At 59.3% G+C, this 14,370-nt stretch carries 17 protein-coding genes, 1 tRNA gene and 1 pseudogene; 5 read left to right on the forward strand and 14 right to left on the reverse strand.

Annotation, left to right across the window (positions count from 1 at the left end; genetic code table 11):
- Nucleotides 1-18: 18 nt before the first annotated feature.
- From ACTV8E_RS19440 to ACTV8E_RS19470, 7 genes are all read right to left on the reverse strand, one after another.
- Nucleotides 19-1,032, reverse strand: coding sequence for a hypothetical protein (locus tag ACTV8E_RS19440; protein ID WP_251837563.1), 1,014 nt, complete (start codon nucleotides 1,030-1,032; stop codon nucleotides 19-21).
- A 45-nt stretch (nucleotides 1,033-1,077) separates the two neighbouring features.
- A complete protein-coding gene (locus ACTV8E_RS19445) occupies nucleotides 1,078-1,659 on the reverse strand; it encodes an adhesin (protein ID WP_251837564.1) in 582 nt (193 codons plus the stop codon).
- A 1-nt stretch (nucleotide 1,660) separates the two neighbouring features.
- On the reverse strand, nucleotides 1,661-2,119 hold the full coding sequence (locus tag ACTV8E_RS19450) for a hypothetical protein (protein WP_251837565.1): 459 nt from the start codon (nucleotides 2,117-2,119) through the stop codon (nucleotides 1,661-1,663).
- 417 nt (nucleotides 2,120-2,536) lie between these two features.
- Complete coding sequence (locus ACTV8E_RS19455) at nucleotides 2,537-3,181, reverse strand: DUF2959 domain-containing protein (protein ID WP_251837566.1); 645 nt, start codon at nucleotides 3,179-3,181, stop codon at nucleotides 2,537-2,539.
- A 141-nt stretch (nucleotides 3,182-3,322) separates the two neighbouring features.
- The gene (gene htpX, locus ACTV8E_RS19460) at nucleotides 3,323-4,195 is read right to left on the reverse strand and encodes a protease HtpX (protein WP_251837567.1); all 873 of its coding nucleotides are present in this window, start codon (nucleotides 4,193-4,195) and stop codon (nucleotides 3,323-3,325) included.
- Between the two features lie 131 nt (nucleotides 4,196-4,326).
- A complete protein-coding gene (locus ACTV8E_RS19465) occupies nucleotides 4,327-4,755 on the reverse strand; it encodes a hypothetical protein (protein ID WP_443200544.1) in 429 nt (142 codons plus the stop codon).
- Nucleotides 4,755-5,966 carry a pyridoxal phosphate-dependent aminotransferase gene (locus ACTV8E_RS19470; RefSeq protein WP_251837569.1) on the reverse strand — a complete coding sequence of 404 codons (1,212 nt, stop codon included), beginning with the start codon at nucleotides 5,964-5,966 and terminating at the stop codon, nucleotides 4,755-4,757. Before ACTV8E_RS19470 ends, ACTV8E_RS19465 begins: the two co-directional genes overlap by 1 nt.
- 150 nt (nucleotides 5,967-6,116) lie before the next feature.
- On the opposite strand from ACTV8E_RS19470, the gene msrB reads away from it, so the two are divergent.
- Nucleotides 6,117-6,515, forward strand: coding sequence for a peptide-methionine (R)-S-oxide reductase MsrB (gene msrB, locus ACTV8E_RS19475; protein ID WP_251837570.1), 399 nt, complete (start codon nucleotides 6,117-6,119; stop codon nucleotides 6,513-6,515).
- 117 nt (nucleotides 6,516-6,632) lie between these two features.
- Nucleotides 6,633-7,118, forward strand: a complete 486-nt coding sequence (locus tag ACTV8E_RS19480; RefSeq protein ID WP_251837571.1) for a glutathione peroxidase — start codon at nucleotides 6,633-6,635, stop codon at nucleotides 7,116-7,118.
- A 36-nt stretch (nucleotides 7,119-7,154) separates the two neighbouring features.
- Here ACTV8E_RS19480 and ACTV8E_RS19485 read toward each other — a convergent pair whose 3' ends face one another.
- The gene (locus tag ACTV8E_RS19485; RefSeq protein WP_443200545.1) at nucleotides 7,155-9,464 is read right to left on the reverse strand and encodes an ATP-binding protein; all 2,310 of its coding nucleotides are present in this window, start codon (nucleotides 9,462-9,464) and stop codon (nucleotides 7,155-7,157) included.
- A gap of 88 nt (nucleotides 9,465-9,552) precedes the next feature.
- On the opposite strand from ACTV8E_RS19485, the gene ACTV8E_RS19490 reads away from it, so the two are divergent.
- The gene (locus tag ACTV8E_RS19490) at nucleotides 9,553-10,437 is read left to right on the forward strand and encodes an ATP-binding protein (protein ID WP_443200546.1); all 885 of its coding nucleotides are present in this window, start codon (nucleotides 9,553-9,555) and stop codon (nucleotides 10,435-10,437) included.
- A 59-nt stretch (nucleotides 10,438-10,496) separates the two neighbouring features.
- Here ACTV8E_RS19490 and ACTV8E_RS19495 read toward each other — a convergent pair whose 3' ends face one another.
- The 5 genes and pseudogenes from ACTV8E_RS19495 to ACTV8E_RS19515 all read right to left on the reverse strand — a co-directional run.
- Nucleotides 10,497-10,988, reverse strand: coding sequence for a hypothetical protein (locus ACTV8E_RS19495; protein ID WP_443200547.1), 492 nt, complete (start codon nucleotides 10,986-10,988; stop codon nucleotides 10,497-10,499).
- A gap of 103 nt (nucleotides 10,989-11,091) precedes the next feature.
- Entirely contained in the window at nucleotides 11,092-11,556 is a 465-nt protein-coding gene (locus ACTV8E_RS19500) for a periplasmic heavy metal sensor (RefSeq protein WP_443200548.1), read from the reverse strand.
- Entirely contained in the window at nucleotides 11,553-11,993 is a 441-nt protein-coding gene (locus tag ACTV8E_RS19505) for an anti-sigma factor family protein (protein WP_443200549.1), read from the reverse strand. Before ACTV8E_RS19505 ends, ACTV8E_RS19500 begins: the two co-directional genes overlap by 4 nt.
- Nucleotides 11,990-12,547, reverse strand: coding sequence for an RNA polymerase sigma factor (locus ACTV8E_RS19510; protein ID WP_443200550.1), 558 nt, complete (start codon nucleotides 12,545-12,547; stop codon nucleotides 11,990-11,992). Before ACTV8E_RS19510 ends, ACTV8E_RS19505 begins: the two co-directional genes overlap by 4 nt.
- Nucleotides 12,548-12,621: 74 nt before the next feature.
- A pseudogene (locus ACTV8E_RS19515) lies at nucleotides 12,622-12,753 on the reverse strand (hypothetical protein); the annotation flags it as partial.
- Between the two features lie 38 nt (nucleotides 12,754-12,791).
- Here ACTV8E_RS19515 and ACTV8E_RS19520 point away from each other — a divergent pair.
- Nucleotides 12,792-13,073 carry an ATP-binding cassette domain-containing protein gene (locus tag ACTV8E_RS19520; RefSeq protein WP_443200551.1) on the forward strand — a complete coding sequence of 94 codons (282 nt, stop codon included), beginning with the start codon at nucleotides 12,792-12,794 and terminating at the stop codon, nucleotides 13,071-13,073.
- 62 nt (nucleotides 13,074-13,135) lie between these two features.
- On the opposite strand, the gene ACTV8E_RS19525 is transcribed toward ACTV8E_RS19520, so the two are convergent.
- A complete protein-coding gene (locus tag ACTV8E_RS19525) occupies nucleotides 13,136-13,903 on the reverse strand; it encodes a hypothetical protein (RefSeq protein WP_443200552.1) in 768 nt (255 codons plus the stop codon).
- Nucleotides 13,904-14,294: 391 nt separating this feature from the next.
- Here ACTV8E_RS19525 and ACTV8E_RS19530 point away from each other — a divergent pair.
- A tRNA-Glu gene (locus ACTV8E_RS19530) sits at nucleotides 14,295-14,370 on the forward strand.

Below are 14,370 nucleotides of genomic sequence, written 5' to 3' on the forward strand. Positions count from 1 at the left end.
GCGGGGATTACATGGCGGTTATTGCGCAGGGCAAGACATGCAGCCCGCGGCAATCGCCAGCGAATTGGCTTGCTGGTTGCCGGCACCCGCTGCAACGTTGAGACCGACGTTGCCCGACGCGCCGTTGAGCGAGCCGCTGACGGTAGCGTTGTTGACGACCGCTTGCTGGAGCGAAACCAGCGGAATGCTGCCAGTGACGGACCCACCAAGAACAAGCTCGCCTACTTCATCGAACAGCAAGGCCCCGCCGTTACCCAGCTCGTCTTCAGCGCCGAGTACTTCATCGTCGAGATCGATGTGACCGAACTGAGGTTCTAGACCGCCATCATGGTTGCCGGGGGTCCAGACTTCAGGATACTGATTGCCACGCTGGTCGGAAATTCCCGTGTAGGTGCCTGTGACGTTGCCGGTGTCGAAGTCGATCGTCGCGGTAGCCTCGGTTTCCAGCACTGCAAAGTTATTGGTTGCATTGCCGATGGAGGTTTGCGTAGTGGTATTGGTGGCCGTCGCGACGAAGCCGCCCGAAACTGCTGTGGCGAGGTCGTTCTTCTGCTGGTTGAACACGCCGGAGGCGACGTTGATGCCGACATTGCCCGAGGCATTGTTAGCCGAGCCGTCAACGGTTGCAGTGTTACCGGTTGAAAAATTGTTGACCAGGTTCGGGCCGGGCTGCTCCTGGGTCAGGGTCACTGATGCGGTGGCGGCACCGAAGATGAAGCTTTCATCCGCAGTTGCCAGCGCGGCGGCATTGGCCTGCTGGTTGTGATCGCCAGCCGCGATATTGACCCCTATATTACCGGCAGCGCCGTTGAGAGAACCTTCCGAATCATTGCCGGAGCCTGTCAGGCCGCCGATATTCTGAGTGCCTTCGTTATACACTACGTTGCCGACACTGAGTTGGGTGTCGTCCACAGTGGCTTCAGCAGCGGAGTCCGGATTGAGGGGAGGGGGAACTTCTTGTGCCTGTGCTGAGAACGCCAGCCCTGCCGCAATGGCAAATGCCAGAGGTTTGATTGTCCACGTCGCTTTCATGGTGTCTCTCCTGCGGATGCGTGTTTGATTCATGGCTGCCAAGAATTAATCCACAACGGTAAAGCTGAGGTTGTTAACCGAGCGGTTGCCTACCCCAGCGCTCTGATTCAACTGCACCACGCCGCGACTTCCGGTAAACGCGCGGTTGTCGGTAATCACCGCGCGAGTGCCTTTAGCGTCATGAGTTGAGCCGGAGAGGTTTGCAGGTGCCGCCACGTTCTGCTGTGAGAGCACACTGTCATCGAGGGCCTGACCGGGGGCGCCGAGGCGTAGCCGGTAGGCGTTGATCTGTTGGTTGCCGGCGCCGGCAGCTTGATTGACGCCGATCAGCCCATTGCTCTGGCTGAACGAGGCACCGAGGATTTCCGAGTGCGCATCCACTGCAGAGCTCAGTGATTCCATCATGAGTTTTTGCTGCAGTATCAGTTGCGCCGTGGCGTGCTCGCCTATGGCGATGGCCCGCGCATTGATCTGCTGGTGGTCCTGGCCGGCGGCGGTATTGATGGATATCAGGCCGGCGCTCCCCACTCCACTGTCCTGGATTTGCGCCGTTGTCTGAACATTTGCCGGCTCAACGGCCCAGGCCAACGAGGGGAACAGAACAAGAACGATGCGCAAGAGCCGCATTTCAGCGATCTCCCGTGAGAATGCGCAAAGGTGCCAAGCCTTGTTGGACGCCTCGGTTTACTTGATTGGAAATGCTGTTGCCGCCACCGCCAGAATGTCCGGCACTCAGTCCAGGAACTCCTTGGCTGCCCGGATTAGAACCGCTTGTGCTGAAGCCCGGCAAATTCCCATTGGGCACAAGTATGCGGGTCATACGGTTGCCGGTGTGGATTCGAGCGAAATCTCCATCGCTCAGCTCGGCTGTGTCGAGCATTGACTTCACTTGAGACGAGACATTGGGGTTTGCCGTAATCGGATGTGGGTCGGGAACCATGGTCGGGCGAAAGGCCACGCGAGGCTGTACCTCACGCTGAATCACGATGACTCCATCACCAGCGGCATAGGCTTGGGTATTGAGGATAAGGACTGCCAGAAGGGACAGGGTCAGCACGGGAATGATCCGCGAGCCAGTTGCATGCATGTGAAGGGTTCCTTGGCATTACCTTCGAGACATACCACCACTGGCAGAAAGCGTGCCTACCTTAAATTTCTTTGTAAAATCAAGTGGTTGAGGCAATGGAGTCGGGGCTCTTGTGAGCGCGTGTTAAGTTGATGAAACACATGTACCCATACTTAGCTGTTTCATTAAAGAAACAGGTGTTCATTGCGATAGCAAAATCGTGGGATAGAGCAAATGGGAGAGGTTCGTAGTGTTACGTAAATGAAACAGTGCCGGCCCGCTGGGTACTCTGACGCGTCCACGAACGGTGCTGTGCTTGTTTAGGGGGGTAGCCTGGGGCAAGGCAGGGTAGGTAAGTCGAGACAGCCGCTGGGTGTCGTGGCAAGGGAGTATCTAGTGGGTTGGAGAGCGGAGCGTGGCGGGCCTGCTTTAACTGCATCACTTGCTTTGCAGGCGGCGCACAAAGTTGTCAGCCTCGTCTATGGCGCGCTGCATGTCGCGCAGCAGTTGATCGACGTTGCCTTGCAGGCTCTGGTATTCGCCTTTCAGTGCGTTAATGGCGCGGGCATTGAGGTTGTGCTTGAGGAACAGTACCTGATCGCGCAACACGCTGAGGACGGGTTCGATACGCCGTTCGGCTGACTGCATGTGCTGCAGAAGTACTCTGTACTCGGCACGGGTGCGTTTCAGCTCCGCAGCACTGCTGGCGCGCAGGCTGGCGTTGCTGTACAGCTTAAGTTCGCTTTCCCATTCGGCGAACAACGCTTCAGCAACATCCTCGATAGCTTCGATGCGTGCGCGTACCTCCTTGGCGCTGGCTTCGCTGGCCAGGTATTCCTTGTTCAACGCCTGGTAGCGTTCTTCCAGTTCGCCCCCTTGCACCTGCACCACACTGCGGTAGCGTTCAAGCGCATCCTTGAACTGCTCTTTGGCTTCCTGCTGGCTGTCGCGGGCTGCTTCCACGCGGTCGACCAGAATATCCCGCTTGTGCACGCCGGCTTTTTCCATGGCGGCATAATAGGCACTTTGGCAGCCAGCAAGAGCCAAGAGGGCGGTCAGGGTAAGCATCAATAATGGGCGCATGGCATTTCCTCGAAACGCCCTCACTGTAGCGCAGATCAAAAAAAGCGTTTAGGCGGAGCGGCGAGTTGGCTTTTGCGGATGAATGAAAAAAATCCCTGGGGAAGAGACTTCCGCCAGGGATTTTTTTGTCGAGGGTTCTGATCAGCGCAGGCGGCGCAGCGCCTCGATGCGATCTTCCAGTGGAGGGTGAGTCATCAGCAGGCCGGCCAAGCCGTTCTTGAGGCCGCCATTGATGCCGAACGCAGTCAGGCTGTCAGGCATTTGCACCGGAACTTGAGATTCGGCGCGCAGGCGCTGCAGGGCGCCGATCATGGCGCTGGTACCGGCAAGGCGTGCGCCCGCTTCGTCGGCTTTGAATTCACGCTTACGCGAGAACCACATGACGATGATGCTGGCCAGGATGCCCAGAACCAGTTCAGCGAAGATGGTCGCGATGAAGTAACCGATGCCGTGGCCTTCTTCGTTCTTGAGTATGACTTTGTCGACGAAGTTGCCGAAGATGCGCGCGAAAAACATCACGAAGGTGTTCACCACACCCTGGATCAGCGCCAGGGTGACCATGTCGCCATTGGCCACGTGGCCGATCTCATGCGCAAGTACGGCGCGAACCTCATCCGGGGAAAAACGCTCCAGCAAGCCCTGGCTGACGGCGACCAGCGCATCGTTCCTGTTCCAGCCAGTGGCGAAGGCATTGGCCTCGTAGGCCGGAAAAATACCGACTTCCGGCATTTTGATACCGGCGTCGCGGGACAGTTGCTCGACGGTTTGCAGCAACCATTGTTCATGGCGGGTTTGCGGCTGGCTGATGATTTGCGTGCCGGTGCTCATCTTCGCCATCCATTTGGAAATGAACAGCGAAATCAGCGAGCCGGCAAAGCCGAACACGGCGCAGAAAACCAGCAGGCTGCCGTAATTTTGCCCCGTGAAACGATCAACCCCGAGTAGTTTTAGGGTGATGCTGGCAATCACCAGGACAGCAAGGTTGGTGGCCAGGAACAGGAAAATGCGCATCATGTGCGGCGGACTCCAAAACGGGAAATAAGACGAAAGCCTCGGTTATATAAGGGGCGCTTCGTTGGTATTCAACCGAGGGACTATTGCAAACTGTGTCCCTTGCGTTCGGTGTGTGGAACAAACAGCCATGGTTAGTGCTGACCCAGTAGTTCGCCCAACAGCAACGCCAGGCGCTCGCCGTCGCGTTCGCTGAAGGCTTCACGCAGTTGGTTGGCCAGGCTCGCCCGGCTGCGACGAATGCTGGCGGGCAGATCGGTGAGGGATGAGTCCAACGGGGATAGGACACGGCTCAGGCGCACGAAGGCTTTTTCGGTCAGCACGGCCTGGTCCAGGGCCTCGAAGCGTATCAAGGCGTCGTAGCGAATGTAGCCTTCATCAGCCAGCCACAGCAGCGCACTCAGACAACTCTGATGGCGGATGCTGGGCAGCCCGAACTCATCCGGTTCCTCGCGACCGATCAAGTCCTCGATATACAGGGCCACTTTGCGTGGGAAAGCCTGGTACAGCCGTGCCAGGCCTGCCGCCGCGTCGTGGTGGAAATCGTCGATCTGCAGATCCATTACTGACGGTAAGTCTTCATGAAATTGCCGATGCGCCGAATCGCCATGTCCAGATCATCCACGCGAGGCAGGGTGACCACGCGGAAGTGGTCCGGCCATGGCCAATTGAAGGCGGTTCCTTGAACCACGAGGAGCTTTTCCGACAGCAACAGATCGAGCACGAACTTCTCGTCGTTGTGAATCGGGCAGATCTTGGGGTCGATACGCGGGAAGGCATAGAGCGCGCCCATCGGTTTCACGCAGCTAATACCGGGAATATCGTTGAGCAGCTCCCAGGCACGGTTGCGCTGTTCCAGCAGTCGGCCTTGCGGCAGCACCAGGTCGTTGATGCTCTGATAGCCGCCCAGAGCGGTCTGGATGGCGTGCTGGGCGGGTACGTTGGCGCACAGGCGCATGTTGGCCAGCATGTCCAGGCCTTCGATATAGCCCTTGGCCAGGTGCTTTGGACCGCTGATGGCGATCCAGCCGGAGCGGAAACCGGCGACCCGGTAAGATTTGGAGAGGCCGTTGAAGGTCAGGCACAGCACATCCGGGGCCAGCGAGCCGGTGGCGATATGCTGCGCCTCGTCATACAGGATCTTGTCGTAGATTTCGTCGGAGAACAGGATCAGCTTGTGCTGTCGCGCCAGCTCGACGATGGCTTCCAGGCACTCCTTGGAATACACGGCGCCGGTCGGGTTGTTTGGGTTGATCAGCACCAGGGCTTTGGTATTGGGCGTGATCTTGGCCTTCATGTCCGCCAGGTCGGGGAACCAGCCGGCCTTTTCATCGCACAGATAATGCACTGGCTTGCCGCCGGCCAGGCTTACGGCGGCGGTCCAGAGAGGATAGTCGGGCGCTGGCAGCAGCACTTCATCGCCGTTGTTGAGCAGCGCCTGCATGGACATCATGATCAACTCGGAGACACCGTTGCCGAGGTAGATGTCCTCAATGCCCACGCCTTCGACCTGCTTCTGCTGGTAATACTGCATCACCGCCTTGCGGGCGCTGAACAGGCCTTTGGAGTCGCTGTAGCCCTGAGCGGTGGGCAAGTTGCGAATGACGTCCTGGAGAATTTCCTCCGGGGCTTCGAAACCGAACGGTGCCGGGTTGCCGATGTTCAGCTTGAGGATGCGCTGACCTTCGTCCTCCAGGCGCTTGGCGTGCTTGAGCACCGGTCCGCGAATGTCGTAGCACACGTTGGCGAGCTTGTTCGATTTACTAACCTGCATGATCCTGGTTGTCCCGAATAGAAGTGCCGCGAGGATACGCCTTGGCAGCGCCGGGGGCGGCTGCCAGACTGGCAGTTGAAAGCCACGCATGATACGTCCGGCCCGTGACCGGGGAAAGGCACCGGGCCGGCTTTTCCGCAGGAGTAGTTCATGGACAAGCTTGAAAAACCCCTTGAAGAATGGCGCGAAGCGCTTTCTGCCGAGCAATTCGAGATTTGCCGGCTGGGCGGCACAGAACGCGCCTTCACCGGTGAGTACTATGCGACCAAGACGCCAGGTGTTTATCTGTGCGCCTGTTGCGCTACACCATTATTCGACTCGGAGGCCAAATATGACTCAGGCTGTGGCTGGCCCAGTTACTTTCAGCCCGTCGATGAGCAAGTGATCGCTGAGAAGGAAGACTTCAGCCATGGCATGCAGCGCATCGAGGTGCGTTGTGCCCGCTGCGATGCGCACCTGGGTCACGTGTTTCCGGACGGCCCACGCCCGACCGGGCTGCGCTATTGCATCAACTCCGCTTCACTGAAGCTGGTACCCAGGACGGAATGAATAAGCAGCGGCGCGGTGAGCAGGACTTGCGTGCTGTCGCCGCTGCGTGCATGACCTGCTGTACCATCTACCACAGGAATACCGGGCCTTGGGGTCCGAGAAGACAAGGGATTATTCATGAGCAATGCGCTTTTCCAGGTTCCCCTGATCACGCTGGACGGCCAGCAGAAAACTCTGGCTGACTTCGAAGCCAAGGCAGTCCTGGTGGTCAATACCGCTAGCCAATGCGGTTTTACGCCGCAATATCAAGGGCTGGAACGTCTCTGGCAGCGTTACAAGGACCGCGGTCTGGTGGTGCTGGGGTTTCCCTGCAACCAGTTCGGCAAGCAGGAGCCGGGTAGCGAAAGCGAAATCGCGACGTTCTGCGAGCTGAATTTCGGAGTCAGTTTTCCGTTGTTTCGCAAGATCGAGGTCAATGGTGCTGGTACGCACCCGCTTTATGCGCATTTGAAGCGCCAAGCGCCAGGCCTGCTTGGCAGTCAGCGCATCAAATGGAATTTCACCAAGTTTCTGCTTAGCGCCGATGGCCAATCCATCAAGCGTTTTGCGCCAACCACCAAACCGGAAGCATTGCAGGGCGAAATCGAAGCGCTGTTGGAGTGACGCATCGAATGAAACTGCCACTGGAGCGGTGGTTACTCACGGTCTGGGTAACCACCGGTTGATCAGCTCCGTCAGCTCTTCGCGATGGAAAGGTTTGGCCAAGTAGTCATCCATGCCCGCTTCCAGGCATCGATCACGTTCTTCAGGCAAGGCATTGGCGGTCAGCGCAATAATTGGCAGGTTCGGCCAGCGTCCGCTGCGGCGTATTCGCTGGCAGGCTTCATAGCCGTTCATGACCGGCATGTTGCAATCCATCAGCACCAGGTCCATTGCCTGTCCTCCCAGGCAGTCCAACGCCTCGCGGCCATGGGCTGCTGTGATCACCTCGCAACCCAGTTTACTCAGCATGCCTTTGGCAACCAACTGATTGACTGCGTTGTCCTCCACCAGAAGTACGCGAGCCTTGCGTTGGCTGACTTGCGGCTGGAGCGACGCCTCGCCCACGTTCTTTTTCTGCGAGCCCAGCAGGTGCGAAATAGCCTGATAGAGCGCAGTACGCGAGAGCGGGCGAGCGAGTTGCTCCAGAGGCATCAATGCATCGGCCTGCTCTGCTGGCAAGAAGCTGCCGTATGCGGCGACCAGCAGAATCGGCGTGGTGATCTGCGGACGCAGGCTGAACAGGCATTCGGGGCTGTCGGTAATCAGCAAGGCGGCTGAATGCTGGGCAAGACCCTCGTCACGGTCCAGACGTCGATAGTCGAGACCCCAACGAGGTAGCCAGGTGGCCAGGAGTTCGCTCAAGCCACTGCTTGCGGGGGTCCAGGCGATGATCTTGCCGTGCAACGGGGGACGCTCGAGGATGTGCCCCGCATGGGGTAACGGCAGCCAGGCGGTGAATTCGCTGCCGTAATCTTCCCGCGAGTGAAGTTCAAGCCGTCCCTGCATCGCTTCACACAGGCGACGGGTCAGCGCCAGTCCCAGGCCGGTCCCCCCATACTGACGTGAGATGGCGGCATTGCCTTGTGTAAAGGGCTGGAAAACCCGTGCCTGAGCTTCGGCTGGAATGCCGATGCCGGTGTCGCGAACCCGAATGGAAAGCCCATTGGAGTGGGTTTCGACGCGCACATCGACACGGCCAAAACGAGTGAATTTCAGTGCGTTGGACAGCAGGTTAGAGATTATCTGCCGGACTCGCATGGGGTCGCCCATGACCTGCGCAGGTAGATTCGGACTGATCAGGCACGTCAGCTCCACACCGGGCGCGGAGTTCTGCGAGAGCAGGCTGGCGGTATCCTCGATCAGCGTGCCGATGTCGAAGGGGATCTGTTCCAGCTCCAGTTGTCCGGCATCGAATTTGGACAGGTCGAGTATGTCGTTGAGCAACTCGACCAATACCTTGCCTGAGTCGTGGGCGATGGACAGTTGCTGGTGCTGCTCGACGCTCAGTTGGCCGTCCAGAGACAAAGAAAGCATGCCCAGCAAGCCATTGAGCGGCGTGCGGATTTCATGGCTCATGTTGGCAAGAAAGGCGGAGCGGGACTGGGCCATTTCCAAGGCAGTGCGCCGGGCGTTTTCCAATTCCCGGTTGGACTGCAGGAGGCGGGTATTGGCAGCCTCCAACTCGGCGGTGCGTGTGGAAACGATCTTCTCCAGCTCGCTCAGATACTGGGTTAGGCGATCTTCGGCGTTGCAGCGCTGCTGGATTTCCAATGCGGTGAGTTGCAGTTGCTGATTCGTGACATCGACAAGTACGCCAATTTCGTCGCGCTCGTGGTTGGCAGGGTAGTTGAGCTTGTGCTGATCAATCAGCGGGTCGCGTTCGCTGAGCGCGCGAATCAGCGATATCAGCGGTTTGGTCAGCATGATGTAAAAGCCCACCAGCAAAATCATTGCTATCAACAAGTTGCGGGCAAATCCTGAAATCAGGGTGACCAGGCTGCGCTGCAAAAAGTCGCTGCCGAAGGCGAAGGTATCAACCTCAAGGTGCAGGGTGCCGATGTTTTCCTGGGGGGCGTGCTCGACGAACAGGGCGGTTTCGAATTGCCGGCGGGCGCCGAACAGATAATCGCTGAGCCAGCGATAGTCATCCGTGACCGCCGCACGGCTGGCTTGTGCCAACGGACGACCATGGTTGTCGATCAGGCTGGCGCGGACCACCGCCGCCGACTGGATCAATCCTTGAGTCAGCTCGCGGGCCAGTTCGGCATCGATGTTGTACGCCACGCGTGCCGCCGGGTTGCGACTGATCTCCAGCAGCGCGGTGATTTCACGATTGATACGCGGCTCTTGTTCGGCATAATCGAAGGCGATTTGCCATAAGCTGAGCAGTGTCCCGAGCACAATCGCCACGAGCAGTGTGAAATGTGCCTGTTTGAATGACAGGCGATTGGTTAGCGGTATTTCCATCGTGGCATAACGGCCTTGTTCCATGCGCGGGCAAGCATATCTCATTGCCCAGGCAGCCCGCGTGCCTGGTTGACTTTCGGAGAGCATTTTGGATTCTCGATTGACTGGCATGCTTGAGCGTGTCGATGACTTCATGCAACGCCTCGAACCCTTGTTGCCGGCAATACGTTCGGCGATCGACTGGCAGACCACTCTGGCGGCGCGCTGGCAGCGCGAAGGCCGGACTGGCTATCTGCTGCCCCTGAACGTGAGTCTGGATTTAAGTCTCAGTGATCTGATCGGGATCGATACCCAGCGCGAACAGCTGGCGCGCAATACCCGCCAACTTGTCGCTGGCCTGCCTGCCAATCATGCGTTGCTATGGGGCGCACGAGGCACCGGCAAGTCGTCGCTGGTGCGAGCACTGCTGGCCGAACAGGCCGGCGCTGGCCTGCGCCTGATCGAAATCGAACGGGATCATCTGGCCGATCTGCCGCGCATCGTCGAGCAACTGGCCGAACTCGAGCAGCGCTTCGTGTTGTTCTGCGACGATCTGTCGTTCGAGGCTGGGGAGGGTGATTATCGCGTGCTGAAGAGCGTGCTGGACGGCTCGCTGGAGCGAGCACCGGACAATGTACTGCTGTACGCCACGTCCAATCGCCGTCATCTGGTGCCGGAGCGCCAAAGCGATAACGAGCACTGGCAGATGATCGATGGCGAGCTGCACCCCAATGAGGCCGTGGAAGACAAGATTGCGCTGTCCGATCGTTTCGGCCTCTGGCTTTCGTTTTACCCCTTTAGCCAGGAGCATTATCTTGCGGTGGTCCGTCATTGGGTGACGGCTGTCGCGCGGCAGGCCGATCTGGAGTGGGAATGGAACGATGAGCTGGAAAAGGCTGCGATCCGCTGGGCGTTGGCGCGCGGCAATCGTAATGGCCGTTGCGCATATCAATTCGCCCGGCAATGGGTGGGCTTGCGGTTGCTGGAGGCTTGAACGATGGAAAACCTGCGGAGCATCTGCTCCGCAGGAAAGTCAGAAGCTGCCTGGGCGGACTAGTACTTGATCGGCTTGAAGCCCGGGTCGGCGAAGTACGTACCGTAGTTGTCGATCGCACCGAGCAGTTTGACCGCACCGGCCCTACGGGTTTCGGAAGGCACCTTGCCGGCCATGCTCTCGGCGCCGTCGAGCATGGCGGCAATGATCACGTGCAGTTGCGCATCGGCTTCGGGCGGCAGCGCGCAGTTCTCCACCATGTAGGCGACCTGGGCGTTGACCTGTTCAGACAGCTTGACGTAGCCCGCGTCGGCGAGGGTATTTTCATGGATCGCCGGCAGAGCGTCGCGCAGGGTGTCGCTCAGCTCGCCCATGGCTTTGCGCAGCGGCGCATCGGTGGCCCATTTCTGCCCGGCGTTGAGCTGCAGCCCATGTTGGGCGTGGCCATGGTCATGGTCTTGCGCGGTGGCGGCCAGGGCGCTGCCGGTAATGCCCAGTGATAGGGAGCCGAGGGCCAGGGTGAGAAGCAAACCGCGAGACGTAAAGGACATGTCAAAACTCCAGTGAGAGGGTAGGAGCCGCCGTTACGGCGGGTTCTACTGCATGAAACGACGCCGGTTGGAATATGTTCCATCCGGCGTCGTTTTATTTATGTCATTCGCGGTGCATGCGTTCGAAACCGGACGGGCCAATGGGGTCTTGCATCAGCAATTGAGCGAGTTTCTCGCGTTGCTGGGCATCGAGGATGTCCCGTTCGCGCAGCAATTGTTCAATGACCAGCTGTTGCTGGCGGTTTTGCAGGTCGGCAATGCTGGCTTGCGCGCGGTCGATGCGGGCGCGGTCGACGTCGCCGCTGAAGATGGCCTGGATCAGTTCGTCGCGGTGTTTTTGAATGTCGGCGCCGGAGGCGTGCAGCAGCGCCAGAAACGGCGCCTCGGCATCATGCCAGCGCTGCAGCTGTCCCGGGCTAAGTTGCAGCTCGCGGGACAGGGTGGTCTGCGCACCGGAAGGCTTCGGCAGACCGTCCGAGGCGAGTTTCTGCCAGCCAAGGGCGGCGAGTACGCCAAGGTTGATCAGTACGGAAAACGCCAGGGCGCTGCGGAGTGTGGAGGGGCTCATTGCCGATTTTCCTTCAGAAAACACAGTTCGGGGCGCGTGCAGAGTGCGCCCGGTGGAGCACTGCCCAGCACGGCGAGGATACTGGCCTCGGCCGGGATGGCGGTGGCGGGGGCAGGTTGCAGGGCCGTGCCGAGAAACAGGCCGAGCATGATCGACGCCGCGGCGCCGAAGGCTGCCGGCAGGCGCTGGCGCCAGTCGGGACGAATCCTGCGCGGTGGCTGGCTGGCCAGCAGGCTGTCGAGGCGCGCGCTGATATCGACTGGCGGTGCGTCGATGGCCAGGGCCTGCAGGCTGAGGCTCAGGGTGTGCAGTTCGTTCAGCAGCGCCCGGCATTGCGGACAGTCGGCCAGGTGCCGGGCAGTACGCGCGGTGTGCGCGGCATCCAGTTCACCGTCCAGATAGACCGAAAGCGTTGTCATGTCTGGGTGATCAGTCATGCGGGAGTCCCCCCCGTTGCGTGACGGTAACGCGCCAGCAGGGCTTCGCGCGCCCTGGCCAGACGTGATTTGACCGTGCCCTCGCTGATGCCCAGGGTTTCGGCCAGTTCGATGTAGGACAGCCCCTCGACCTCGCGCAGCAGCAGTATTTCGCGGTGTTCCAGCGCCAGGTGCGCCAGGTGCTGTTCCAGATGCGTGAGGCGCTGGGTGTTTTCCAGGTGGCGCAGGGGCGAGGCGCAGGGAGCGATCAGCAGGTCGTCGCTCTCCAGGGGTTCCAGCGGCTGGCGTTGACGACGGCGCAGCGCGTCGATCGTGGTGTTGCGGGCGATCTGCAGCAGCCAGGTGTGAAAGCGGGCCTCGGGGCGCCAGCGCTCCAGCGCCAGCCAGGCCTTGAGAAAGGTTTCCTGACTGATGTCCAGGGCCTCGTCGCCGCCGCCCTGCAGGCGCCGGACGAAGTGAAATACTCGCGCCTGGTGGCGCCGTACCAGGGTGCCGAAAGCCTGTCGATCGCCGGATTGCGCCTGGCGGACAAGTTCGTCGTCGGGGTTGTTCATGCATGCTCGCTGGCCGGAATACGGGAGACTGTGCATTGAACGTCCCGCGCTCGGAAAATGTTCCCTTGTTTATGTCACCGGGGGATTTTTACCCGGTCGTCGTCAAAGTCGCCGCGTTCTGCATCGCGGTGGCAGGCGACGCAGTTGGCTGGGCCGCCGACCGACTCTCGCTGGAATTTTTCCGTGCTGACCTTGTCGTGTTTGTCCTCGAACCAACGGGGATGTGGCTCATCGGGCCAGGGCCATGCCGTCGCAACTGTCTGGGGGCGAGCAACAGCGTGTGTCGATTGCCCGCGCGCTGATCAACCGTCCACCGGTGATTCTGGCTGACGAGCCGACCGCGCCACTTGATAGTGAGCGGGCGATGGCGGTGATGCGTATCCTTCAGCAGATGGCACGGCAGTATGAAACGGCGGTGATCGTGGTAACTCACGATGAGAAGATCATTCCGACCTTCAAGCGCTTGTACCGCATCCGTGATGGACGCACCGAGGAAGAGGCAGCGGAAGGGCGCACCATTCCTTAATGGATGCGAGCTGCAGTACTGGCCCGGCAACGTGGTGCAGCGAAACGGGAGCAATGGCCTATTTAGTCGTAGACTTGCTTCTTCTTCCACGGGTCGTCGATTTCTTCCTGACTCAGGCCGACGGTCAATTCATCCGGCTTCTCAACGGTTGGCTCGCGCTCCAGTGCGAGGTCATTGGCGTGTGCCAAGTGCTGGGCCAGGGTGCGCAGTTCGGTGCGGTAACGATCCTGGTCGGTCTGCTTGCGCAGGAACTGCACGGCGCGCTCGAAGGCCAGGCGGGCTTGGCGGGGCTTGTCGTGCTGCAGCAGTTGCACGCCGATGTTGGTGAAAAAATCGATGTGCAATTGCACCAACATATGGCGAACCTCACCCACCCAATGGCGCGCCTCACTGATGCTCAGTAGATTTTCCTTAGCCGCGCGGGAGATCATTCCGTGTAGGCCCTCAAGCAAAAACCGCACTTCCTTGGCCTTGTTTTCATTGAGGATCTGCTGCGGGGGATTACGTACCGTGATGCTATCCCCCTGGCCAATCAGTATTTCCAATTCTTCTATGCGCTCGCTCAGCGTCTGGTTGTCAGGGTCCATGGGCTGTAGCCGAAGGCTGAGCTTCAGCTCTACCAGACTCATCATCAACTTGAGCGCGGGCGTCATCATCTGGCCGGGCAGAATTTCACTCAGGTCAGCGCAGCGGCGTATACGCTCGGTGAGCTCGGCTTTACGGCGTGCCTTCTCAAGCTTCCGATACTCGACCTGCTGGCTGACGTAGACCAGGATGATAATGATAAACAGGGCGCCGAGAACCAGAGCTGTGATCATGAGAGTGGACAACGCGGACTCCTCAATTGATGGCTAGTTGCCTTAGGTTAATGTATCTGGCTTACGGGGCGCATTTTTTTGCTACTACATAAGCGGTAGTGGAGGGTGCGACCCATTGGTGGGCTCAAGGCTTGCCGTCTTGCTATCAAGCTATCGGCTATCGATGAGGCGGCTTGAGTGAGGCGTTTGGGTTGAGTCGTCCATCTTTCTGCCTTGGGCGCGGGATAGCTGTGATCGCAAAAATATGCGGCTGGTGTTTTTTTAACCAGAAGTCATTGATTTAAAAAAAGTTTTATTCGGGTGTTGACGACTTTCGAAAGCGCCAATAGAATGCGCACCACTTCCGGAGCAGACCTCACGCGACGCACCGGAAGCCGGACAAAAGATGTAGGTTCCGGGCTGCGTCCCCTTCGTCTAGTGGCCTAGGACACCGCCCTTTCACGGCGGTAACAGGGGTTCGAGTCCCCTAGGGGACGCCA

It is taken from the genome of Pseudomonas sp. B392_1p, from assembly GCF_052245235.1.
GTDB classification, from domain to species: domain Bacteria; phylum Pseudomonadota; class Gammaproteobacteria; order Pseudomonadales; family Pseudomonadaceae; genus Serpens; species Serpens gallinarum.